Here is a 22,416-nt window from a genome sequence, read left to right as displayed (position 1 = left end):
AAGCGTGGTACGGCGGGGGCCCGGCAAGGCCTGCATGGCGGCAGCCCGGGGGCAAGGATCAAACGGTTTGATAGATTTCCGCGCCGCGCGCACGGAACTCCACCGCTTTTTCCTGCATGCCGGCCGCCAGCGCCTCCTTGCCGGCTTCGAGTCCCTGGCGTTGCGCATATTCGCGCACATCCTGGGTGATCTTCATGCTGCAGAAGTGCGGCCCGCACATGGAGCAGAAGTGCGCCACCTTCATGGAATCCTTGGGCAAGGTTTCATCATGGAATTCCCGCGCCGTATCCGGGTCCAGGCCCAGGTTGAACTGGTCCTCCCAGCGGAATTCGAAGCGCGCCTTGGAGAGCGCGTTGTCGCGGATGGCGGCGCCGGGATGGCCCTTGGCGAGGTCGGCGGCATGGGCGGCGATCTTGTAGGTGATGATGCCGTCCTTGACGTCCTTCTTGTTGGGCAGGCCCAGGTGCTCCTTGGGCGTGACATAACACAGCATGGCCGTGCCATACCAGCCGATCAGCGCCGCACCGATGCCCGAGGTGATGTGGTCGTAGCCCGGCGCGATGTCCGTGGTCAGCGGCCCCAGGGTATAGAACGGCGCTTCATGACAGTGCTCCAGCTGCAGCTCCATGTTTTCACGGATCATCTGCATGGGCACGTGGCCCGGGCCTTCGATCATCACCTGAACGTCATGCTTCCAGGCGATCTGCGTCAGTTCGCCCAGCGTTTTCAGTTCCGCGAACTGGGCTTCGTCGTTGGCATCGTAGGCGGAGCCGGGCCGCAGGCCGTCGCCCAGCGAGAAGCTGACGTCATAGGCCTTCATGATGTCGCAGATGTCTTCGAAGTGCGTGTAGAGGAAGCTTTCCTTGTGGTGCGCCAGACACCATTTGGCCATGATGGAGCCGCCGCGCGAGACGATGCCGGTCATGCGGTCGGCCGTCAGCGGAATGAAGGGCAGCCGCACGCCGGCGTGGATGGTGAAGTAATCCACGCCCTGTTCTGCCTGTTCGATCAGCGTGTCGCGGAAGATTTCCCAGGTCAGGTCTTCCGCCTTGCCGTTGACCTTCTCCAGCGCCTGGTAGATGGGCACGGTGCCGATGGGTACGGGCGAATTGCGGATGATCCATTCGCGAGTTTCGTGGATGTTCTTGCCGGTGGACAAGTCCATGACGGTATCCGCGCCCCAGCGAATGGCCCAGGTCATTTTTTCGACCTCCTCGCTGATGCCGGAACTGACTGCCGAATTGCCGATATTGGCGTTGATCTTCACCAGGAAATTGCGGCCGATGAGCATCGGTTCAATTTCGGGGTGATTGATGTTGACCGGCAGGATGGCGCGGCCTCGGGCGATTTCGTCACGGACGAATTCCGGCGTGATGCTGGCCGGAATGCTGGCGCCAAAGCTCTGGCCAGGGTGCTGGCGCAGCAGGCGGCGCGCCATTTTTTCGCCTTCCGGCCCGCTGGCGCGCAGGGTTTCGATGGTTTGTTCACGCCGCAGGTTTTCGCGAATGGCCGCAAATTCCATTTCCGGCGTGACAATGCCGCGCCGCGCATAGTGCATCTGCGTGACATTGGCGCCTGCCAGGGCTCGCCGGGGCGGACGCTGCAGGCCGAAACGCATGGACGCCAGCTTGGGGTCGCGCAGGCGTTCTTGGCCGTAGGCGCTGCCGGGCCCGTCTAGCTGTTCGGTATCGCCGCGTTCGGCAATCCAGCCGGCGCGCAAGGCGGGCAGGCCTTGGCGGATGTCGATCTGCGCATCAGGGTCGGTATAGGGGCCGCTGGTGTCGTACACCGTCAACGGCGGGTTTTCCTCGCCGCCGAACAGCGTCGGGGTACGTTCCTGGGTGATTTCCCGAAAAGGCACGCGGATGTCAGGCCGTGAGCCAGTCTGGTAGATCTTGCGGGATTGGGGCAGCGGCGCGATGGCAGCCGCATCGACCTGGGCCGTGGCGGCCAGGAAGTTGGCTTTTTGATTCAAGGTGAAGCTCCATGAAGAAGGAATCGTGGAGCCGATAAGGAAGGATACCGGGCGCGCAGAAAGGCCCGGCATACGCTCCCAGCATCGGCATTATCCGTACTGGTACGAAGGGACTCTCTCAACAACCCCGCCTGGATAGGCGGCGGGATGTACCCCTGCGTGGCAGCCAGTATAAGCGCAAGGCAGCCCGTCTGGGAAACCGTCGGACAGAAACCGGATTGTTCGGATTTCCGGATGGATTTGGCGGCGGTTTGTCCGGATTTCCGAATCTGGCCATGCGAGGAATGCTGAAAACCGCTTTTTTTTCAAGGTATTGGGTTTTTCTACAGGCCGTGGAAAGTTGGCACGGCACTTGCTAGATATCTGGGTCCGGTTCAGGCCGGTATCTACAGGTGGAGAGAAAACAATGACGACACGCCATAGCGCAAACCCCACTGCGCCGGATGCAGCCGCGCACAGCAGTTCCCAGCAGGCTTCCGGCAGTGCCGGTGCTCCGGCGCCATCAGCGCCAAGAAAAAAACCAAAAATGAACCGGCTGACCCAGTGGATACTCATTGCGCTGGTGGTGGGCATAGTCGTGGGGTATGCCTGTCACCTGTGGGCGGGCAGCGCGGCGCAGGCCAAGGAAATCGCCAGCTATTTCGCAATGCTGACTGAGCTGTTCATGCGCATGATCAAGATGATCATCGCGCCGCTGATTTTTGCGACCCTGGTGGCCGGTCTGGCCAGCATGGGCGATGGCCGGGCGGTAGGGCGCATTGGCGGCAAGGCGGTGGGCTGGTTCATGATGGCGTCGTTCGTGTCGCTGCTGCTGGGCCTGCTGTTTGCCAATCTGCTGCAGCCTGGGGCCAATGTCGGCGTGCCTTTGCCTGATGCGCGCGCCAGTTCCGGCCTCAGTACCGGGTCGCTGAACCTGCACGATTTCCTGCTGCATGTGGTGCCGCGCAATTTCGTCGAAGCCATGGCCAACAACGAGATTCTGCAGATCCTGGTATTCGCGGTCTTCTTCGGCCTGGCACTGGGTCACTTGCGCGACAAGACTTCCCTGGTGCTGGCGCAATCCATCGAAGGCCTGGTGCCGGTGATGCTGCGCGTGACGAACTATGTCATGCGCTTTGCGCCGCTGGGTGTGTTCGGTGCCGTCGCCAATATCATCACGACGGAAGGCCTGGGCATCCTGATGGTCTATGGCCGCTTCATGCTGTGTTTCGCCATTGCGCTGGTGGCGCTCTGGATCGTGTTGATCGGCGCGGGCTTCATGGTGCTGGGGCGCGATGTCTTTCGCCTGGTGCGCGCCGTGCGCGAGCCTATGCTGCTGGGCTTTTCCACGGCCTCCAGCGAAGCGGCCTATCCGCTGGTCATGGAAAAGCTGGAAGCTTTCGGCGTGCGCAAGCGCCTGATCGGTTTCGTGCTGCCGCTGGGCTATTCCTTCAATCTGGATGGCTCGATGATCTACACGACCTTCGTGGCCTTGTTCATCTCGCAGGCCTACGATATTCCGTTGTCGCTGCAGCAGCAGTTTCTGATGCTGCTGGTGCTGATGGTGTCCAGCAAGGGCATTGCCGGGGTGCCGCGTGCGTCGCTGGTGGTGGTCGCCGCCGTGCTGCCCATGTTCGGACTGCCGGAAGCCGGCATTTTGCTGATCCTGGGGATAGACCACTTCCTTGATATGGGGCGCAGCGCGACCAACGTGCTGGGCAATACGATTGCCACCGCAGTAGTCGCCAAGTGGGAAAAGGCCCTGGACGGGCAGGATGAAGCGCTGGCGGACGGCCTGCAGGCCGAGGTGGCGGAGGTGGAGAATGAGGCGCCGGCATTGGCTGCGGCAAGGTCTGCTCCGGGCAGCGCAGAACGCGCCGCATGAGGGGTCGGCACCCCGGTGCAGAGACGCCGCCCGCTGCCTGTGACGGCAGCGAGGGCGGCAGGCGAGGCCAGGCCGCCGGGCGGGCAGGCGCATGAGGCGGAATGGCTCTGCTATGATGCGTCGAGCGTTTCCATTCTGGATCGACCTGATGCCCGTATCCCGTTTTTTCCGCAGACTGGGGCTGTTGTTGCCAGGGATCGCGCTGCTGTCTGCGCTGGCGGGCTGGGCCGGTTATCGCCATAGCATGAGCGATGATCTCGATGCCTTGCAGCGCGCCGGTCAGGGCCGTGTGGCCCTGTATGCCGCCAGCCTGGAGCGGCAGATCGACAAATATGCGTTCCTGCCCGCCACGCTCGCGCTGGAGCGTGACGTCCGTTTGATGCTGGCGCCCCGGCAGCTTCAGCCTGCGGCGCCACCCGAGGGCGCAAGGGCAGTGGATGCCTCCAGCCTTGATGAGCTTCTCGCCGGTATGGCGCAGGATGCCGGCGACATTGCTGGCGCGGATGCGGCCCTGGACCGTGAGGCCGCAGCGGAAGCAGAACCTGCCTCGCCTCCTCTTGCGGCGGGCAGGGCGGATGATGCGCAGGCGTTGCCCCTGGCGGTCAATCGGTTTCTTGAAAGCCTGAACCGGCTCGCAGGCACGCGTGCCATCTACATTCTGAATACGCAGGGCCAGGTGCTGGCCAGCAGTAATTGGCAGCAGCCTGATAGCTTCCTTGGGGAAGACCTGTCCTACCGTGACTATTTCCGCGAAGCGGCGGCTGGCCGCACCGGGCGATTTTTTGGCGTCGGTACGACGCGTGGAGACCCTGGCTATTACCTGTCGTCGCCGCTGTATGAGGACGGGGAGCTGGCGGGTGTCGCGGTGGTCAAGGTCGGGCTGGAGCAGTTGGAGCAGTCTTGGCGCAGTGTGGATATTCCGGTGCTGGTGACCGATGCCAACGGTATTGTCATCCTGGCTTCGTCGCCGGCGTGGAAATTTTCTGCCATGAGGCCCCTGGCGGATGAGGCGCGCGAGCGCCTGCGTGCCAGCTTGCAGTATTTCGATCAGCCTCTGGCTCCGCTGGGGCTGGTGGAAAGCCAGGCTTTGCCTGATGGCGCGGCCCTGGTGAGCCTGCCGTCGCCGGCAGGGGCAGCGGCTGACGGCTGGGCCGCACCGATGTATCTGGCGCAAGCCCAGCCCTTGGGGGATACCGGCTGGACGCTGACCGTGCTGTCACCCGCCGGGCACCTGACCTGGATGGCCTGGACGCGCGCGGCGCTGGCGGCTGCAGCCACGGCGCTGATATGCATTATGTTGCTGCTCTGGCAGCAGCGCCGCGCCTATTTGCGTGAGCGCCTGCAGGCGCGCGAAGCGCTGCAGCGGGCGCATGACGAGCTGGAACGTAAGGTCGAGGAGCGTACGCGGCATCTGCATGCGGCCCAGGATGAACTGGTGCATGCGGGCAAGATGGCAGTCATCGGGCAATTGTCGGCCGAGCTGGCGCATGAACTGAGCCAGCCGCTGGCGGCCCTGCGGACATTGTCCAGCAATGCCGGCCGCTTCATGGAACGTGGCGACCTGGCGGCCGCGCGGGGGAATCTGGATCGCATAGGCACGCTGGTCGATACCATGGGCGGCCTGACCAGCCGGCTCAAGTTGTTTGCGCGCAAGTCCGATGGCGCGCCGCAGCCGGTGGATGTGCGCCGGACGATCGACAACGCGCTGTTTCTGCTGGAACCGCGTTTGCGTCAGGTCGGGGCCGGGATGCGCATGATGATCGCTGGTGGTGTGACCGCCCTGTGCGACGCCAACCGCCTGGAGCAAGTGCTGGTCAACCTGATCGGGAACGCGTTGGATGCCGTCGAAGGGCATGCGGCGCCCGCTGTTCGCCTCAGCGCCAAACGAGAAGGCGACCGGGTACGCATCGAAGTGGCGGACAACGGGCCCGGTCTGCCGGAAGAGGTGCTGGCGCACTTGTTCGAACCCTTCTTTACGACCAAGGATGCCGGCCGTGGCCTGGGGCTGGGGCTGGCGATTTCGGCCGGCATCGTGCGTGATTTCGGCGGCACGCTGAGCGCGGCGGCGGCAGCCAGCGGCGGCGCATTGTTCATTGTGGACTTGCCTGCTGCACCGGCAGCGCCGGCAAAGGAAAACGCCAGATGAAAAGCGCCGCAGCGGCTGGTCCGGCACTGAGTGTCCTGCTGGTTGAGGACGATGAAAATGTGCGTCTGGGCTGTGTGCAGACGCTGCAGCTGGCGGATATCGCCGTGGAAGCGGTAGAGAGCGCCGAGCAGGCGCTGCGCCGTCTCGAAGCGGGCGCCGCGCCGGGGCTGGTCGTTACGGATATGCGTCTGCCGGGCATGGATGGCATGGCGCTGTTGCGGCAATTGCAGGCACAGGATGCCGAACTGCCCGTGATCCTGATGACCGGACATGGGGATGTGGCGCTGGCCGTGCAGGCCATGAAAGATGGCGCACATGATTTCATTGAAAAACCATTCGCACCCGATTACCTGGTGGAACTCGTGCGGCGGGCGCAGGAGCATCGGCGCCTGACGCTGGAGGTGCGTGCGTTGCGGGCAACGCTGCAGAACCGCGACACGATAGATGCCCGCATTCTGGGGGAATCCGAACCCATGCGCCGTGTGCGGCGGCTGGTGGCGGAACTGGGGCACAGCGAAGCCGATGTGCTGATCCACGGTGAAACCGGCACCGGCAAGGAGCTGGTGGCGCGTTGCCTGCATGAAGCCAGTGTGCGGCGCCATGGCAATTTTGTCGCAATCAATTGCGGTGGCTTGCCTGAGCATCTGTTTGAGAGCGAGATATTCGGACATGAGGCAGGCGCGTTCACGGGCGCTGGCCGGCGCCGTATCGGCCGCATCGAACATGCCAGCGGCGGGACGCTGTTTCTGGACGAAATCGAAAGCATGCCGATGTCCATGCAGGTCAAACTCTTGCGTGTCCTGCAGGAGCGTACGCTGGAGCGTCTGGGATCCAATACGCCCGTGCTGGTGGATTGCCGCGTGGTCGCTGCGACCAAGGTGGATTTGCTGGCGCTGGCGGAAAGCGGCGGATTCCGGGCGGATCTGTACTATCGCCTGAGCGTGGCAACCTTGCCCTTGCCTCCCTTGCGCGAACGGCGTGAGGACATCGGTATCCTGTTCGAGCATTTTGCGCTGCAGGCGGCCAGCCGCCACGGGCGTGAGCCACTGGCGCAGGATCCGGGCCGCTTGCGCAGCATGATGGCGTATCACTGGCCGGGCAATGTGCGTGAATTGCGCAACGCGGCGGAACGTTGCGTGCTGGGGATCGCTGCAGGATTTCCGCCTTTCGCCAGCGCCGGCGGCGCAGATGACGCCATGACGCAGGAACGGCCCCTGGCTCAGGCCGTGGCCGATTTCGAGCGGGCCTTGATCGTCGAGGCCTTGCGCCGCCATGGCAACAGCCTGACGCGCGCCAGTGCGGCTTTGCAGGTGCCCAAGACTACCTTGCATGACAAGGTGCGCAAGTATGGCTTGAGCCTGTCCTGAATGTGGCGGCTGCGCGTATGCCGCGGGTGGGCGGTTCAGTCTGGCAGGATCAGCAGGGCGCGGAAATCGTTGACGTTGGTCAGGGTAGGGCCGGTGATGACGCCATCGCCCAGGCTTTCGAAGAAGCCATGAGCATCATTGTTGGCCAGGCTGCCCATCGGGTCCAGCCCCATGGCGCGGGCGCGGGCCAGCGTATCCGGGCGGATGCAGGCACCGGCAACCGGTTCCTGGCCGTCCACGCCATCCGTGTCGGCGGCCAGGGCATGAATGCCCGGCTCGCCGCGCAGCGCCAGGGCCAGGGCCAACAGGAACTCCACATTGCGGCCACCGCGCCCCTGGCCTCGCAGCGTGACCGTCGTTTCGCCGCCGGACAGCAGCACGCAGGGGGCAGGAAAGGGCTCGTTGTAGCGTCGGCAGGACAGCGCCATGCCGGCCATGGCGCGCGCCACTTCGCGCGCTTCGCCTTCGATGGCATCGCCCAGGATATAGGGGGAAATCCCTGCGGCATGCGCCGCCTGTGCGGCCGCCTGCAATGCCAGGCGTGGCGTTGCGATCAGGTGCGTGATGATGGCAGGCAGGGCTGGGTCGCCAGGTTTGCGGGATTCCGCTGCCGGCGAGCATAGCACCTGCTGCAAGGCGGCGGGCAGGGCGATACCGTAGCGCTGTAATACGGCAATTGCCTGCGCGCGCGTTGTCATATCGGGAACGGTCGGGCCGGATGCTATGTCGGCGGGATCATCGCCCGGCACATCGGAGATCAGCAGATTGACGACCTGTGCCGGATAGCAGGCGGCCGCCAGACGGCCGCCCTTGACGGCCGAGAGGTGGCGGCGGACGCAGTTCATTTCCGAAATCGACGCGCCGCTGGCCAGCAGCGCGCGGTTCAGCGCCTGTTTGTCCGCGAGGGCAATGCCGGGTAGTGGTGCAGCCAGCAAAGCCGAACCACCGCCGGAAAACAGGCCGATGACCAGATCCCGTGGGCCTAGCCCGGTGACGCAGTCCTGCATGCGTTGTGCCGCGGCAGCGCCCGCGCTGTCCGGCACGGGGTGGGCGGCCTCGATGATTTCAATCTGGCGGCACGGAACGGCATGGCCGTAGCGTGTGACCACCAGGCCTTCCAGCGGGCCGTCCCAGGCGTTTTCCAGGGCAGCGGCCATGGCGGCAGAGGCTTTGCCTGCCCCAATGACGACAACTCTCCCGCCGCGTACGCGGGCACGCAGGTCAGCGATATAAGGGGCTAGGCAGCGGGCCGGGTCAGCCGCTGAAATGGCTGCCTGAAACAGTCGGCGCAGCAGTTCATCGGCACGGAAGTCTGGGCTGGGCATCATGACTGCTCGCAGAAAGCCTGCGCCGTCCGGTGGTTGGGCCGGACGGCGGCGGCGATTACAGGAACAAGCGGTACGCGGGGTTATCCGTTTCGTTGGCGTGCGGATAATCCAGTGCTTTCAGGAACTCGCGGAAGGCCTTGCGGTCGGCGCTGGGAACCTGGATGCCGATCAGCACGCTGGCCGCATCGCCGCCCTGATTGCGGTAGTGGAACAGGCTGATGTTCCAGTCCGGCTGCATGGCCGCCAGAAAACGCATCAGGGCGCCGGGGCGCTCGGGAAAGTCGAAGCGGTACAGCAGTTCGTCGGTTGCCTGAGAGGATTTCCCGCCTACCATATGGCGCAGATGGGTCTTGGCCAGTTCATTCTGCGTCAGGTCGAGAATGTCGAAATCATGCTTGCGCAGATTGCCAGCCAGTTTTTCCGCTTCTGCGGGTGAGCTGACTTGCAGGCCGACGAACACATGGGCGCGGTCGCTGTCTTCCATGCGGTACTTGAACTCGGTGACGGCGCGGTCGCCCAGCAGTTCACAGAAGCGGCGGAAGCTGCCGCGCTGCTCGGGCATGCTGACGGCGAACAGGGCTTCACGTTGTTCGCCGATGGCGGTGCGCTCGGCCACGAAGCGCATCCGGTCGAAATTCATGTTCGCGCCACAGGCAATCGTGATCAGCGTCTTGTTCTTCAGCTTGCGTTCGGCCGCATACTTCTTGGCAGCGGCCAGCGCCATGGCGCCAGCGGGTTCGAGCACGCTGCGGGTTTCGGTGAAGACATCCTTGAGCGCGGCACAGATTTCGTCGGTATCGACCACGACGAATTCATCGACGACTTCGCGGGCAATGCGGAAGGTTTCCTGCCCGACCTGCTTGACGGCCGTGCCGTCCGAAAACAGGCCGACATCCGAGAGCGTGATGCGCTTGCCTGCCTGCACGCTGCGCAGCATGGCATCGGAATCGACGGTCTGCACACCGATGATCTTGATTTCCGGGCGCAGCGCCTTGATGTAGGAACCGACGCCGGAAACCAGGCCGCCGCCGCCTATGGCGACGAAAACCGCTTCAATCGGGCCAGGATGCTGGTGCAGGATCTCCATGGCGACCGTGCCCTGGCCGGCGATCACATCCGGGTCGTCAAAAGGGTGCACGAAGGTGAGCTTCTGTTCCTTTTCGAGGGTCAGCGCATGCTGGTAGGCGTCGGAATAGCTTTCGCCGGCCAGCACGACTTCCGCGCCGTGCGCCATCACGGCATCTACCTTGATGCGCGGTGTGGTCACCGGCATGACGATGACGGCGCGACAGCCCAGCTTGCGCGCAGACAGGGCGACGCCTTGCGCATGGTTGCCGGCAGAAGCCGCGATCACGCCGCGCGATAGCGCTGCCGGGGACAGATTGGCGATCTTGTTATAAGCGCCGCGCAGCTTGAAGCTGAAGACTTCCTGCATGTCTTCGCGCTTGAACCAGACCTTGTTCTGAATTCGCTCTGAAATCAACGGGGCGTATTCCAGCGGGGTTTCCACCGCGACGTCATAGACCTTGGATGTCAGGATGCGTTTCAGATAGTCGGTATTCATGGTTGTCGGCGCTCGGCCTGGGTGTGTTGAAAAAGTAGAGACAGGAAACCGTTCAGAGTAGCACAGCGTTTCGGCGCCGTTCACAAACCGCTTCTTGTAAACTGCGGCGATGGAAAGCACCTTGATGTCCGCCATTCACAGCCTGCTGGCGATGTTCGCATTGCCGCAGGTCGGGCTGAGCGCCATTTTCATCGTCAGCCTGGTGTCGGCAACCTTGCTGCCCCTGGGGTCTGAACCGGTGGTGTTCGGCTATCTGACCCTGACGCCGCACATGTTCTGGCCCGCCGTGCTGGTAGCGACGCTGGGCAATACGATAGGCGGTGCGATTTCCTATGCCATGGGCCTGGGCGCCCGCAAAGCCTTCGTGCATTGGCACCGGCGCAAGCGGCTGAGCGCCGCGCAGGCGCGCAGCCTGCCGGGGCAGGAAGCCGGACCGGGGGTACAGGACGAAACAGACGGCAGTGAGCGGGCCGGACGCTGGGATGTCCGCGCCCGCAACTGGATGCGCCGCATCGGACCGCCAGCCTTGCTGTTGTCCTGGTTGCCCGCCGTGGGCGATCCGCTTTGCGCTGCGGCAGGCTGGTTGCGCTTTTCTTTCTGGCCCTGTGTCGTTTATATGGCGATAGGCAAGTTCTTGCGCTATGTCCTGATGACGGCATTCCTGCTGTGGGTATCGGGTCAGGCGCTGCCCGGCCTGTGAGCGTTCTGTCGGTCGGCGCATGGCGCCGTTGCCTGAGTGCCGCGTCGTTTTTTCGCTGCGTTCGGCGCCAGGCTGGCGGAGGGAGCCCGCAGGCGGCCCGTCAAAGGCGTATGATGAAAGTTTCCCTTGGTTACAGTACGTGCGGCAGCCCATGTCTGGCCCAGCAACCAGGCTGGCGGTTTGCTTTCTGCGTTTAGCGCCCCTTCTGTTGTTACGCTGCTTTCCATGAAAACTGTCGTCTCCATACAGTCGCAACTGGTGTTTGGCTATGCCGGCAACAGTGCGGCGGTGCCTGTCCTGCAGTCCGCCGGATTGACTGTCTATCCGGTGCCGACCACGCTGCTGTCCAATACGCCCGACTATCCCGAATGGTCGTCCATGCCCGTGCGGGCGGAGGATGTGCGAGCGCTGTGTGCAGGCCTGAACCAGCGCGTCGAGGCACGCCAGCTGGACGTTGTGCTGACAGGCTGGATGGGTAGCGCCGCCATCGTGCGCGAAGTGGCGCAATGGCTGGTGGATGTGAAGCGTCAGCATCCCGGCCTGCTGTATGTGTGCGATCCGGTCATGGGCGACAGCCAGAAAGGCCTGTATGTCGATGCCGCCTGTGCCCAGGCCATCGCCGAGGAACTGGTGCCGCTGGCCGATGTCCTGACCCCCAATACCTTCGAGCTGCAGCGGCTCGTGCCGCAAGAGGCCACGCTGGCTGGCCGCATGGCGGCGCTGAGCGGCGAACGCCAGCGCATCATCGTCGTCAGCAGCGTGCCCGATGAACATGGGGGAATCGTCAACGTCGTGGGCCGTGGCAGTGATATCTGGCAGGTGCGTACGCCGCGTCTGGATGTTGATCTGAGCGGAACCGGGGATGTCATGACGGCACGTTTCCTGGTGTCGTTGCTGCGCGGCGCTGCGCTGGAAGTGGCGCTGGCGGATTCGGTGAGTGGTGTTTACGCAGTCATCGAACTGGCTGCGGCCACGGATGCCCATGAAATGCCGCTGACACAGGCCATGCCTGCCATCCAGTTGCCGACGCGCCGGTTTCCGGCAACCCGGCGCCAGCCCTGACCGGTCGGTGCCGGCCGGGCTGCCTGCGCACGGGTGCCCGCCGGAAGCAGGATTGCCGGCGGGCGGCGCATGCAGGACGAAAGCGCCGGGCCGATCCGATCATGCCGGTCAGCGGGCAGGCGATGAGGCCACCAGTGTCGCCAGAATCGGATAGAGCGAGAGCACCAGCAGCAGCGCCATGCCAATATTGAAGCAGCGTATGGCCAGCGGTGCCGTCAGTACGCGCTGCAGGGCGGTGCCGCACAGTGCCCAGACGCTGATGCAGGGCAGATTGATCAGGCCGGACAACAGCGTGGCCAGCACCAGGTTGATGAAGAAATTCTGTTGCGGCACATAGGTTGCGATGGCACCCACGACCATGATCCAGGCTTTGGGGTTGACCCACTGGAACAGCAGGGCTTCCATCAGCGTCATGGGGCGGCCGCGCTGGTTGGCGTCATCCATGCCGCCTGCGGTAGCGATGCGCCATGCCAGGTAGAGCAGATAGGCCGCGCCAACATAGCGCAGGACTTCATAGATCCATGGAACGTTCAGGAACAGGCTGCCCATGCCCGCCCCGACCAGAACCAGCATGCTCATCATGCCCAGGCTGATACCCAGCATGTGCGGCACGGAACGGCGGAACCCGAAGTTCAGGCCGGATGCGGCCAACATGACATTGTTGGGCCCGGGGGTGATAGACGAGGCAAACATGAAAAGCGCCAGGGATCCGGCCAGTGCCGGTGCCATCATGTCATGGGATAGGGGGGCATGCATCATCAGTGTCCTGCGGAAGTCTCGGAGAATCGAAAATCACCCGCCCGTTCCGGGGGCGGTGGGGCATGAGGCAAACTTTACGCAGTAATATCTGTACAGTACCTATACGGTTATTCAAACAGTTATCTGAACTGGCCTGGTGATATGACCATGACACTTGAGTCCGCGGAAGCCCCGCTCTTTTCCTGGCGGCTGGTGCGTGACAGCAGCGTGCCGCTGGCGCAGCAGCTGGCGGATAAGCTTGCCGGGCAAATCGAGCAGCGCGCCCTGCGGGCAGGCGCGCGCCTGCCGTCCATACGGGATATGGCGGGTCTGGCGGCAGTCAGCCGTTTTACGGTCGTGGAAGCCTATGAATTGCTGGTGGCGCGTGGGCTGATCCAGTCGCGCCGTGGTGCGGGGTTTTATGTCCAGGCGTCTGCTGCGCCGGTGGAATGGCCTCTGGCGCAACCGGCGCCGGTTGAACGCACGACGCTGGACGTGAGCTGGCTATTGCGCAGCATGTTCCAGGAGGCGCCGCCCGGCGGTGCCTTGTCAGGCAGTAGCGGCATGCTGCCGCCTGCCTGGACGGATCCGGAAATGCTGGCCAGCGCGATGCGTCGCGTGGCGCGTCTGCCTACCGGCTATTTGCTGAACTATGGCCTGCCGGAAGGGTATCTCCCCTTGCGGCAGCAGGTGGCGCGTTTGTTGCAGCGCGATGGGGTCGAACTCAATCCAGCCGGGAATCTGATGACGACCGGCGGCGTGACGCATGGGCTGAGCCTGGTGGTGCGCTATCTGGCACAGCCGGGAGATACCGTGCTGGTCGAGGATCCGTCCTGGTTTGTCGGGTTTGCCAATCTGGCGGCGCAGGGCATCCGTCCCGTAGGGGTGCCGCGCGGCATGCGCGGCCTGGATCTGGATCGCCTGGAGGCATTGGCGCAATTGCACCGGCCGCGTTTTTTCCTGTGCAACTCCGTGGTTCACAACCCGACCGGCCATGGCATGACGGCCCGCGTGGCGCATGAAATCCTGCGTCTGGCCGAGCGCTATGACTTCATGGTGATCGAAGACGATACTTACGGGGATCTGGCTGGCGGCACGCCCATCCGCCTGGCGGCGCTGGATGGTTTCAAGCGCGTGATCCTGGTGGGAGGCTTTTCCAAGCTGATGGCGGCGAACCTGCGGGTCGGCTACCTGGCGGCGGCGCCTGAGCATGTTGCGGCGCTGTGCGATCTGAAAATGCTGAATGGCCTGAGTTCGCCCGAAGTGGGCGAGCGGCTGGTCTATGCCGTTCTGGCTGGCGGGCAATACCGGCGGCATGTCCTGCGGCTACGGGAAAAGACCGATACGGCACGGCGGATCTGCCATGAACGATTGCGTGCGCTGGGCCTGGACCCCGGCCTGCTGCCCGATGCCGGCCTGTTTCTGTGGACGGACTGCGGCGTGGACGCCGAGCGCCTGGCCATGGCGGCGGCAGACCAGGGCTTGCTGCTGGCGCCGGGTTCTCTGTTTTCTCCATCGCAACAGCCATCCACGCATATCCGGTTTTCCATTTTGCTGATGCAGGATGAACGGGCTTGGGACAGGTTGGCGCGGGCGCTGGCGGCAGTCAGGGGCAGCGACTGAGGGAGGGGGCTGGCGACGGCAGTTTGTGGCCCGGCATGCCCGCCGGACGCCGGGAAAGTCGCCTCGGAACGCCGAGGACTATGCTACTGTGCAACTGAGGATGTTATTCAACTGTTTGCAGGCGGAGTTTGCCCGTCTGCTTCCTGGAGTTCCAGTATGTCTGTGCCCATCAATGCCCTGTCCGACAGCTTCGCCGTCGCACCGCAATTGCAGCCTGAAGATATGGCTGCCGTGGCGGCAGCCGGCTATCGCAGCGTTATCATCAACCGCCCGGATTTCGAAGCCGGTCCGGCGCAGCCGACGGCTGACGCCGTGACGGCGGCTGCCGAGGCGGCTGGTTTGCAATGCGTGTATCAACCCGTGGTCAGCGGCGCGATGACCGCGGCCGATGTCGCCCGGTTCGCCGAGCTGCTCCAGACGCTGCCGGCGCCTGTGCTGGCCTATTGCCGTACCGGTACGCGATGCAGTGTGTTGTACCGCGCCGCGGTCGGAAATTGATTTGCGCTGGCTCAAATAAAGGCAAACAAAATTGCGTTCCCGTCATGGGAATAGTCGTATCGCGGCCGGTTTTCCGCTAGCATGAAACAGTATGATTCTCAGCTGCGCGGGCTCGCGCAACCGGGTTGCACCTTTCAATCAATACAGAACAAGGAGAGTAGGGTTATGTTCAAGAAGATTCTGATCCCGACTGACGGTTCCCCGCTGTCCATCCAGGCCGTCAATGCTGGCATCGCGTTTGCCCGTTCCGTAGGCGCCGAAGTCGTCGGCCTGTATGTGACGCAGCCGTTCGCGGCAACGATTGGTTTTGATGGCATGGCAGCGGCCTATGCCCTGACGGACGAAAACTACGAAAAGGCCGCCGCAGAGCAGGCCGACAAGTATCTGAAGCAGATCGGTGAAGCGGCAAATGCCGCTGGCGTGACGGTTCAGCTGAAATCCGTGACCCACTTCAATGTGGCCGAAGGTATCGCCGAAGCCGCCAAGGAACACGGCGCTGACCTGATTTTCATCGGTAGCCATGGCCGCAGCGGCCTGTCGCGCCTGCTGCTGGGCAGCGTGACCTCCAAGGTTCTGTCGCTGTCCCCCACCGCTGTCCTGGTGTACCGCGTCAAAGACGAGGACTGATCCCGTTTGTTCACCATGTGTGCCGGCTGGTGCCGGCCGCCTGGCTGGCCGGCGCTTCCAGCGGAAGTGCCTGGCGTAGAGAAACTCCGGCATGCCGGAGTTTTTTTTTGCTGTTCTTTTGGTTTCTGTTAATGGCTGCTTTCATCTCCAGGGCAGATGGGGTGGCGGTGAGCCGTCAACTCAGGCCATAATGGCCGCAGGGGCGCGGCTGTCGCCAGGTACCCCGGTTTCCGGGTCGTCCATCGCCAGGTGCATGCCGTTTCCGGCTGACGGCGTTACCAGGGCGGCCCTTGGCCTGGGTCCTCCAGCGACCCGTCTCATCGCCTGAGGAGCGCGCTGATTCATGCTGTCAACCCTGACATCCTTCTCCGCTCTGTACCTTGCCACCTTGCTGATGCTCTTGGGCACCGGCATGTTCAATACCTACATGGCCTTGCGCCTGACGGCGCAATCCGTCAGCGAAATCTGGGTGGGCGGCCTGATCGCGGCTTACTACCTGGGGCTGGTGGGCGGTGCCCGTCTCGGGCACAAGCTGATCATCCGGGTCGGGCATGTGCGTGCCTATGTCGCCTGTGCGGCCATCGCGACGGTCATGGTGCTGGCGCAGAGCCTGGGCGATTCGCTCTGGCTGTGGCTGCTGTTTCGCCTGATTTCCGGGCTGGCCATGGTGACGCAGTTCATGGCGATAGAAAGCTGGCTGAACGAGCAGACGGAAAATCGTCAGCGGGGCCGGGTATTTGCCTTCTATATGCTGGTATCGGGGTTGGGGACGGTGCTGGGGCAGCTGGCCCTGAGCGCCTATCCTGTGCTGGATCTGCGGCCGCTGACCTTCGTGGCTATCTGCCTGTCCATTTGCCTGGTGCCTATCGCGTTGACGGCCCGCTCGCACCCCGCAGCGCAATTGCCGGCTCCGCTGGATGTGCCTTATTTCATCCGCAAGGTGCCGCAGGCGCTGGCCGCCATTCTGGTGTCGGGTAACCTGACGGGCGCGTTTTATGGCCTGGCGCCGGTGTATGCGGCCAAACAGGGCATGGATACCGCGCAGGCCGCCATCTTTGTGGCCATTGCCGTGGCGGCGGGGGTGTTGTCGCAGTGGCCCATGGGCTGGCTGTCCGATCGGGTGAACCGGGTGGCGCTGATTCGCGTCAACTCGGTGTTGCTGACCCTGATCGTGGTGCCGATGTGGTGGGGCAGCTATCTGCCAACCATGGCATTGATGGTATTGGCCGGCCTATCGGGCATTCTGATCTTTACCCTGTATTCGCTCAGTACGGCCTTTGCCAATGATCACGTGGACCAGGAGCGGCGCGTGGGCTTGAGCGCGGTCCTGTTGATGGTCTATGGCCTGGGCGCTTGTATCGGGCCGCTGCTGGCTGGGGTGCTGATGGACAAGATCGGCCCGTCGTGGTTCTTCGTCTTTGTGTCGGCGTGCAGCGTGCTGCTGGTTTTCATCATGAATCCGCGCCGGGTGACCAGCATGCGTCCGGCGGGCGATGCGCCAGTGCAGTTCGTGGCGACGCCGGATATTTCCCACGGCTCGCCGCTGGCGACCACGCTGGACCCGCGCAGTACGCCTGAGGACGATGTGTATATCGAAACCGTGGCCGTGGATAACACCCCGGTCACCGAGCAGGCGGGGCCGCAGCAGCCACCTGGCGGCACGGCGCCTGAGCCGTCGGCCGCACGGCAGGAGCCGGTCGCGCCGGAAGAGCAGGATGATCCTTATATTGCTGGCGCTGTAGCCGCGATTGCGGGCGGCGCAGTCATGGAGTCGCCTGCCAGCGGCTCAGCGCGGCCAGAGCGCGACAATGGCAAGGATCGCAAGCCCGACCCCGGCCCAGCCGCGTAAGCCGGGACGTTCATTGAACAGGCAGGCGCCTGCCAGAGCGCCTGCGGCAATCACGCCGATGTTCATGGCAGTGAATATCAGTGCAGGATTGTCGGGGTAGGCGCGGTGGGCGCGCAGGTAAAAGACGATATTGCTGAAATTCAGCAGGCCCAGCGCCAGCCCCCAGGCCAGGTCGCGGCGCCGCAGGCCTTGCCCGCGCCGCCACAGAAACAGCGCCATGACCAGGCCGGCCAGGACAAAGCAGGCCAGCAGCACGGTGGCAAAGTGATCCTGGTGGCGAGCCACTTGCTTGAACAGCGTATCCACGCTGCCATAGGCCAGCCAGACGGCCAGCAGCAAGGCCCAGCTACGGGGCGAGCCGGAGGTGGCAGCCTGGGCAGGGTGAGACGGGCCTTGCATCAGCAGAAGCAGCGCTGCCAAGGCTAGCGCGATGCCGGCCATGATGGCGGGTGTCAGCGTCTGGCCGAAAAACAGGAATGCAGCCAACAGCGGCAGACAGACAGATAAGCGCTGGGCGGCATCGCTGCGCACGATGCCGGCGTGCTTGACGGCACTGCCCATGACCAGAAAGCCAGCCGGCAACAGCAGGCCCAGCGCCAGCAGCACCCACCACGGCGTTTGCATGGCATGCCAGCCGGACAGGCTGGGCGGCAGCCAGGCCAGGCACAGCAGCGCAGCCAGCAGATAGTTCACCGCAATCATGGTGGCGTGGTCGCAACCGCGTCGGGCTGATTGCTTGAGCAGCAGCGTGACGGTGACGCTGCTGGCGATGGCCAGTATCAGCGAGAACATGCGTGGCAGGCTTCCCGTGCTGAGGATTCCGCGGCCAGTGCGCTTTCGGCGCGGCTGTCGTCATGGGAATGGACGGCGCCTGGCAGCTGTGCGGAGGTATGCATGCCCAGGCGCTCCAGCAGTTTGCGGTCGGCATCGGCTTGCGGGTTGGGCGTGGTCAGCAGCATATCGCCATAGAAAATGGAGTTGGCGCCCGCCAGGAAGCACAACGCCTGGATGCCCTCCGGCATTTCCTCGCGGCCAGCCGACAGGCGGACACGGGCGCGCGGCATGGTGATGCGCGCGACGGCGATGGTGCGAACGAATTCGAATGGATCCAGCGTATCCAGGCCGGACAAGGGGGTGCCGGCGACCTGCACCAGATTGTTGATGGGCACGGACTCCGGGTAGGGCGACATATTGGCCAGCTGGGCAATCAGCCCGGCGCGTTCGCGGCGCGACTCCCCGAGGCCGACGATGCCGCCGCAGCAAATCTTGATGCCGGCGTCGCGGACATGGTGCAGGGTGTCCAGCCGGTCCTGGTAGGTACGGGTGGTGATGATGCGGCCATAGAATTCGGGTGCGGTATCCAGGTTGTGGTTGTAGTAGTCCAGGCCGGCGTCGCTCAGCGCCTGCGCTTGTTCTGCTTCAAGCATGCCCAGCGTCATGCAGGTTTCCAGTCCCAGTCCGCGCACGGCGCGCACGATGCCGGTCAGGGCTTCCATATGCCGTGGCTTCGGGCGGCTCCAGGCCGCACCCATGCAAAAGCGCGTCGCGCCGGAGGCCTTGGCACGCTGTGCTGCGGCCAGGACGGAATCGACATCCATCAGCTTGTCTGCCTGAACCGGCGTTTCGTAATGGGAGGACTGCGGGCAATAGGCGCAGTCCTCGGCACAGCCGCCGGTTTTGATGGAGAGCAGCGTGGCCAGTTCGATCCGCGCCGGGTCGAAATGTTCACGGTGGGTTTCCTGGGCGCGGTACAGCAGTTCCGGAAAGGGCAGGTCGTACAGGGCGAGGATGGCTTCCCGGCTCCAGTTCTGCGCCGGAGCGAGTGCGTCGGCCTGGCGGGGCGTCAGCGGAAGGGGGACGGTGGTCGTGGCGGCAGGTGTATGCGGGGATAGGGACATGATGAACTCCTGTAATCGGCTGATCGTAGGAGTTCGAGAAAACAAATCTCAAGAACGATTTTTAGCTGAACTTGGACTTGTTTTATTGTGCATTGATTGATTTTTGGTGCTTATGCGCCATTTTCGGTTATCTTCGGTGAAATGTTGATAGATGTTTTTCATGTAATTTTGTATCAAATTGTGTTTTCAAGGCCTTTTTGCTGATTGTTTGACCGCCGAGGCAGCGGGATCGGCGCGTGCTGCGCGCGCGGGCGGCGGTATGCCTGGGGCCGGGGCGTATAATCCCCTCATGGGCATTGTCAACATATTCGAACCTATGCACGCCAGTCTGCGTGCCGCAGGCGCCTCGCTCCGCCGGGCCACACAGGCGCAGGAAACAACACCCATTCAGGGCGCCATGGTTCAAGGAGCAGGCTTGTGAGCAGGAAAATCACCATTAATACCGAAGCAGATCTTGAAAAGCTGCGCATTTCAGGGCGTCTGGCTGCTTCTGTGCTGGAAATGATCACGCCGTATGTGAAGCCCGGTGTTTCCACGGAAGCGCTGGACGACATCTGCCGCGAGTACATCATCAACGAATTGCAGGCCACGCCGGCCAATATCGGCTATCACGGCTATACCAAGACCTCCTGCACCTCGGTCAACCACGTGGTGTGCCACGGCATTCCATCGCCGACGAAGATTCTCAAGGACGGCGATATCGTCAATATCGACGTGGCTTTGATCAAGGATGGTTACTACGGCGATACCAGCCGTATGTATTACGTCGGCAAGGTCGGCCCGCTGGGGCGGCGTCTGGTGAACGTGACTTACGAGGCCATGCGTGCCGGCATCATGGTCGTGCGTCCGGGCGCAACGCTGGGCGATATCGGCCATGCCATCCAGACCGTTGCGCATCGCGAGGGTTTTTCCGTCGTGCGCGAGTACTGCGGGCACGGCATTGGCCGCGTTTATCACGATGAGCCGCAGGTGCTGCACTATGGCAGCAAGGGCCAGGGCATGAAGCTGGTCGAAGGCATGGTGTTCACCATCGAGCCGATGATCAATGCTGGCCGTGCCGGCGTGAAAGTGCTGGGCGATGGCTGGACTGTCGTGACCAAGGACCATTCGCTGTCGGCGCAATGGGAGCACATGGTGGCCGTGACCGCAGATGGCTACGAGCTGCTGACCCCCTGGCCTGAAGGGACTGGCGACTACCCCGAGATTCCCCTGGTGCATACCGTCACGGCCTGAGGCTGGCTGCGGGCGCCGTTTTCTTGTCTTAGGAGACTCTTCGACGTGGCTTACGATAACAACAATGTGTTTGCGCGCATCCTGCGCGATGAATTGCCCAGCATCCGTGTCTATGAAGACGAGCACACGGTTGCGTTCATGGACATCATGCCGCAGGCGCCCGGACACGTGCTCGTGATCCCCAGGGAAGCCGCCGAGACCTTGCTCGACCTGTCCGATGACGGCGCGCGCGCGGTGATCAGCACCACGCGCCGCCTGGCCATTGCGGCCAAGCAGGCCTTTGCGCCGCAGGGCATTCTGGTTGCGCAAATGAACGGCGCTGCCGCCGGGCAAACGGTGCCGCATATCCATTTCCATGTCATTCCGCGCAACGCGGGGCAAGAAGTGCTGGCCCATGCAGCCGAGAAGGGCGATATGACGGAACTGGTGGCTAACGCGGAAAAGCTGCGCAAGGTGCTGGCTGACATGGCCAAGGCCGAAGCCTGAGCGCCTGCCTGCGGCACATGCCGCGGGCAAAAGCCAGCCAAAAACCAACCAAAAGCAAACCGTTACCCGCTTGCGGGGGTAGCGGTTTTTTCTTTGCCTTCCAGGGGTCGGCTGGCGTCGCTCGTGGATTATCGTACGCGCATGCGGGCGACCCAGGCCGTTATCAGCAGGGCGGCCGCTCAATCTATTGTGGCCCATAGGGCGGCAATTGCTGCCCAAGGTGCATGCGGTTCAGGCGCTGCTCACTGCCGAATTGCGCATTGCCTAGTGGTGGCGCTGGCACGTGCCTGGGCGCGCGCTCGGGCAAGGCTCAGCTTTCTGCCGGCTGCACTGCCTGGTACAGCGCTTGCAGCAGGTCGGATTGTGTGACGATGCCCGTCAGCTGGCCGTTGGCGTCCAGGATGGGGATATGCCGCAGGCGCTGCTGGGCGAAGAGCGGGATCAGGCTGCTGATCGGGGCATCTTCGCTGGCATGGGTGACGGGGGCCGTCATGATGTCGGCTACCGTGGGCACGCCTTCCGTTTTGGGCTTGCGCCGTCCCAGCAGGGCGCGCAAGCCGCGCGGCGCGGGCACAGGCGTCGTGGCGGTCAGCGTGGAATCGGCAAAGTCCGAGGCCGTGGCGATGCCGATCAGGTGGTGCTGATCATCGACGATGGGCAGCGCCTTGAGTTTGTTGCTGCGGATGATTTCCCAGGCCTGCGGCTGGCGTGTTTCCGGTGAGACAGCGATGGGGTCGCGGCTCATGATGTCGCGGCACAGCGTTGCGCCCAGAATGCGCTCATAGGTGGCGCTTTCGGTATATTCCAGCACCTGCGCCAGCTCGCTGCGGCTGATGTTGAGGGCCTGGTTGTAGCGTGCCAGCGCGCGATCCAGGTCTTCATCGGTAAAGCGGTTGGTGGCCGGCCTGGCAGGAGAGACCGTCTTGGGCGGCTCCATGTAGGGATAGGCCTTGCCGGTCAGGTTGTTATAGATGGCGCCCAGGATGACCAGCAGCAAGGTATCCGTGAAGATGGGCACCAGTGCAAACGAAATATCGGTAATGTGCGTCAGCGAGGCAAAAAGCGCGACCGCGACGCCTGGCGGGTGGACGCAACGCAGGATAAACATGGCGGTCATGGCGCCGGCAACCGCCAGTGCGGTGCTTGGCACCGGGGGCAGGCCGGCATGGGCGCACAGGACGCCGACGCAGGCGCCGGCGGTATTGCCCAGGACGGCAGCGTAGGGCTGGGCTAGCGGGCTGCCGGGCAGGAGAAAAACCAGAAGCGAGGTGGCCCCCAGCGAACCGACCATCCAGTAGGTGTGCAGGTCGTCGCCAATCATCCATTGGCTGAACTGGGAGGTGATCAGAATCGCCAGGCCGGCGCCGATGAGGGCACGCAGACGCTCACGATTGTTGATCTGGAAGGGGGCGGGCTTGAGCGCCAGCAGCAGGCGATGCATTAAACCGGACATGATGG

At 63.5% G+C, this 22,416-nt stretch carries 18 protein-coding genes; 11 read left to right on the top strand and 7 right to left on the bottom strand.

Going from position 1 to position 22,416, the window contains the following annotated elements; all coding sequences use genetic code 11:
* Nucleotides 1-58 precede the first annotated feature (58 nt).
* Nucleotides 59-1,975, bottom strand: a complete 1,917-nt coding sequence (gene thiC / locus ACNA1V_RS11880; protein ID WP_415833820.1) for a phosphomethylpyrimidine synthase ThiC — start codon at nt 1,973-1,975, stop codon at nt 59-61.
* Between the two features lie 526 nt (nt 1,976-2,501).
* Between thiC and ACNA1V_RS11875 the strand changes: the two genes are divergently transcribed.
* From ACNA1V_RS11875 to ACNA1V_RS11865, 3 genes are all read left to right on the top strand, one after another.
* A complete protein-coding gene (locus ACNA1V_RS11875) occupies nt 2,502-3,839 on the top strand; it encodes a dicarboxylate/amino acid:cation symporter (protein ID WP_415833819.1) in 1,338 nt (445 codons plus the stop codon).
* A 148-nt stretch (nt 3,840-3,987) separates the two neighbouring features.
* Nucleotides 3,988-5,985, top strand: coding sequence for an ATP-binding protein (locus ACNA1V_RS11870; RefSeq protein WP_415833818.1), 1,998 nt, complete (start codon nt 3,988-3,990; stop codon nt 5,983-5,985).
* A complete protein-coding gene (locus ACNA1V_RS11865) occupies nt 5,982-7,352 on the top strand; it encodes a sigma-54-dependent transcriptional regulator (RefSeq protein ID WP_415833817.1) in 1,371 nt (456 codons plus the stop codon). Before ACNA1V_RS11870 ends, ACNA1V_RS11865 begins: the two co-directional genes overlap by 4 nt.
* A 35-nt stretch (nt 7,353-7,387) precedes the next feature.
* On the opposite strand, the gene ACNA1V_RS11860 is transcribed toward ACNA1V_RS11865, so the two are convergent.
* Both ACNA1V_RS11860 and ilvA read right to left on the bottom strand, forming a co-directional pair.
* Nucleotides 7,388-8,677, bottom strand: coding sequence for a glycerate kinase type-2 family protein (locus tag ACNA1V_RS11860; protein ID WP_415833865.1), 1,290 nt, complete (start codon nt 8,675-8,677; stop codon nt 7,388-7,390).
* A gap of 58 nt (nt 8,678-8,735) precedes the next feature.
* A complete protein-coding gene (ilvA, locus tag ACNA1V_RS11855; protein WP_415833816.1) occupies nt 8,736-10,244 on the bottom strand; it encodes a threonine ammonia-lyase, biosynthetic in 1,509 nt (502 codons plus the stop codon).
* 109 nt (nt 10,245-10,353) lie between these two features.
* Between ilvA and ACNA1V_RS11850 the strand changes: the two genes are divergently transcribed.
* Together ACNA1V_RS11850 and pdxY are read left to right on the top strand one after the other, a co-directional pair.
* Nucleotides 10,354-10,944, top strand: a complete 591-nt coding sequence (locus ACNA1V_RS11850) for a YqaA family protein (RefSeq protein WP_415833815.1) — start codon at nt 10,354-10,356, stop codon at nt 10,942-10,944.
* Nucleotides 10,945-11,169: 225 nt separating this feature from the next.
* Nucleotides 11,170-12,006 carry a pyridoxal kinase gene (gene pdxY / locus ACNA1V_RS11845; RefSeq protein WP_415833814.1) on the top strand — a complete coding sequence of 279 codons (837 nt, stop codon included), beginning with the start codon at nt 11,170-11,172 and terminating at the stop codon, nt 12,004-12,006.
* 108 nt (nt 12,007-12,114) lie between these two features.
* Here pdxY and ACNA1V_RS11840 read toward each other — a convergent pair whose 3' ends face one another.
* Nucleotides 12,115-12,765 (bottom strand): LysE family translocator, encoded by a 651-nt coding sequence (locus ACNA1V_RS11840; RefSeq protein WP_415833813.1) that lies wholly within the window; start codon nt 12,763-12,765, stop codon nt 12,115-12,117.
* A 147-nt stretch (nt 12,766-12,912) separates the two neighbouring features.
* Between ACNA1V_RS11840 and ACNA1V_RS11835 the strand changes: the two genes are divergently transcribed.
* The 4 genes from ACNA1V_RS11835 to ACNA1V_RS11820 all read left to right on the top strand — a co-directional run bounded on the left by ACNA1V_RS11835 (nt 12,913) and on the right by ACNA1V_RS11820 (nt 17,341).
* Nucleotides 12,913-14,367: an aminotransferase-like domain-containing protein gene (locus ACNA1V_RS11835; RefSeq protein WP_415833812.1), complete on the top strand. Its 1,455-nt coding sequence runs from the start codon at nt 12,913-12,915 to the stop codon at nt 14,365-14,367.
* 156 nt (nt 14,368-14,523) lie between these two features.
* A complete protein-coding gene (locus ACNA1V_RS11830; protein WP_415833811.1) occupies nt 14,524-14,865 on the top strand; it encodes a protein tyrosine phosphatase family protein in 342 nt (113 codons plus the stop codon).
* 165 nt (nt 14,866-15,030) lie between these two features.
* Nucleotides 15,031-15,492 (top strand): universal stress protein, encoded by a 462-nt coding sequence (locus ACNA1V_RS11825; protein ID WP_415833810.1) that lies wholly within the window; start codon nt 15,031-15,033, stop codon nt 15,490-15,492.
* A 343-nt stretch (nt 15,493-15,835) separates the two neighbouring features.
* A complete protein-coding gene (locus ACNA1V_RS11820) occupies nt 15,836-17,341 on the top strand; it encodes an MFS transporter (protein WP_415833809.1) in 1,506 nt (501 codons plus the stop codon).
* On the opposite strand, the gene ACNA1V_RS11815 is transcribed toward ACNA1V_RS11820, so the two are convergent.
* Together ACNA1V_RS11815 and bioB are read right to left on the bottom strand one after the other, a co-directional pair.
* The gene (locus ACNA1V_RS11815) at nt 17,279-18,133 is read right to left on the bottom strand and encodes an EamA family transporter (protein WP_415833808.1); all 855 of its coding nucleotides are present in this window, start codon (nt 18,131-18,133) and stop codon (nt 17,279-17,281) included. The genes ACNA1V_RS11820 and ACNA1V_RS11815 overlap by 63 nt on opposite strands.
* Nucleotides 18,121-19,239, bottom strand: coding sequence for a biotin synthase BioB (gene bioB, locus ACNA1V_RS11810; protein ID WP_415833807.1), 1,119 nt, complete (start codon nt 19,237-19,239; stop codon nt 18,121-18,123). The genes ACNA1V_RS11815 and bioB overlap by 13 nt, the downstream gene beginning before the upstream one ends.
* Nucleotides 19,240-19,656: 417 nt before the next feature.
* On the opposite strand from bioB, the gene map reads away from it, so the two are divergent.
* The gene (map, locus tag ACNA1V_RS11805; protein WP_415833806.1) at nt 19,657-20,472 is read left to right on the top strand and encodes a type I methionyl aminopeptidase; all 816 of its coding nucleotides are present in this window, start codon (nt 19,657-19,659) and stop codon (nt 20,470-20,472) included.
* Between the two features lie 45 nt (nt 20,473-20,517).
* Nucleotides 20,518-20,958, top strand: coding sequence for an HIT family protein (locus ACNA1V_RS11800; protein WP_415833805.1), 441 nt, complete (start codon nt 20,518-20,520; stop codon nt 20,956-20,958).
* Between the two features lie 310 nt (nt 20,959-21,268).
* Here the strand turns inward: ACNA1V_RS11800 and ACNA1V_RS11795 are convergent, their stop codons facing one another.
* Nucleotides 21,269-22,411 carry an HPP family protein gene (locus tag ACNA1V_RS11795; protein ID WP_415833804.1) on the bottom strand — a complete coding sequence of 381 codons (1,143 nt, stop codon included), beginning with the start codon at nt 22,409-22,411 and terminating at the stop codon, nt 21,269-21,271.
* Between the last annotated feature and the right edge of the window lie 5 nt (nt 22,412-22,416).

This window comes from Kerstersia similis (assembly GCF_965139615.1).
GTDB classification, from domain to species: domain Bacteria; phylum Pseudomonadota; class Gammaproteobacteria; order Burkholderiales; family Burkholderiaceae_B; genus Kerstersia; species Kerstersia similis.
The sequence above is the reverse complement of the archived record's forward strand: the minus strand, read 5'-3'. Positions and strand labels throughout refer to the sequence as shown.

Coding starts and splice junctions, on each gene's coding strand:
- ACNA1V_RS11825 (WP_415833810.1), top strand. CDS start 15,031: ATGTTCAAGAAGATTCTGATCCCGACTGACGGTTCCCCGCTGTCCATC.
- ACNA1V_RS11865 (WP_415833817.1), top strand. CDS start 5,982: ATGAAAAGCGCCGCAGCGGCTGGTCCGGCACTGAGTGTCCTGCTGGTT.
- ACNA1V_RS11820 (WP_415833809.1), top strand. CDS start 15,836: ATGCTGTCAACCCTGACATCCTTCTCCGCTCTGTACCTTGCCACCTTG.
- pdxY (WP_415833814.1), top strand. CDS start 11,170: ATGAAAACTGTCGTCTCCATACAGTCGCAACTGGTGTTTGGCTATGCC.
- ilvA (WP_415833816.1), bottom strand. CDS start 10,244: ATGAATACCGACTATCTGAAACGCATCCTGACATCCAAGGTCTATGAC.
- ACNA1V_RS11860 (WP_415833865.1), bottom strand. CDS start 8,677: ATGCCCAGCCCAGACTTCCGTGCCGATGAACTGCTGCGCCGACTGTTT.
- ACNA1V_RS11870 (WP_415833818.1), top strand. CDS start 3,988: ATGCCCGTATCCCGTTTTTTCCGCAGACTGGGGCTGTTGTTGCCAGGG.
- ACNA1V_RS11830 (WP_415833811.1), top strand. CDS start 14,524: ATGTCTGTGCCCATCAATGCCCTGTCCGACAGCTTCGCCGTCGCACCG.
- ACNA1V_RS11835 (WP_415833812.1), top strand. CDS start 12,913: ATGACACTTGAGTCCGCGGAAGCCCCGCTCTTTTCCTGGCGGCTGGTG.
- bioB (WP_415833807.1), bottom strand. CDS start 19,239: ATGTCCCTATCCCCGCATACACCTGCCGCCACGACCACCGTCCCCCTT.
- ACNA1V_RS11850 (WP_415833815.1), top strand. CDS start 10,354: ATGGAAAGCACCTTGATGTCCGCCATTCACAGCCTGCTGGCGATGTTC.
- ACNA1V_RS11875 (WP_415833819.1), top strand. CDS start 2,502: ATGAACCGGCTGACCCAGTGGATACTCATTGCGCTGGTGGTGGGCATA.
- ACNA1V_RS11795 (WP_415833804.1), bottom strand. CDS start 22,411: ATGTCCGGTTTAATGCATCGCCTGCTGCTGGCGCTCAAGCCCGCCCCC.
- ACNA1V_RS11815 (WP_415833808.1), bottom strand. CDS start 18,133: ATGTTCTCGCTGATACTGGCCATCGCCAGCAGCGTCACCGTCACGCTG.
- ACNA1V_RS11840 (WP_415833813.1), bottom strand. CDS start 12,765: ATGATGCATGCCCCCCTATCCCATGACATGATGGCACCGGCACTGGCC.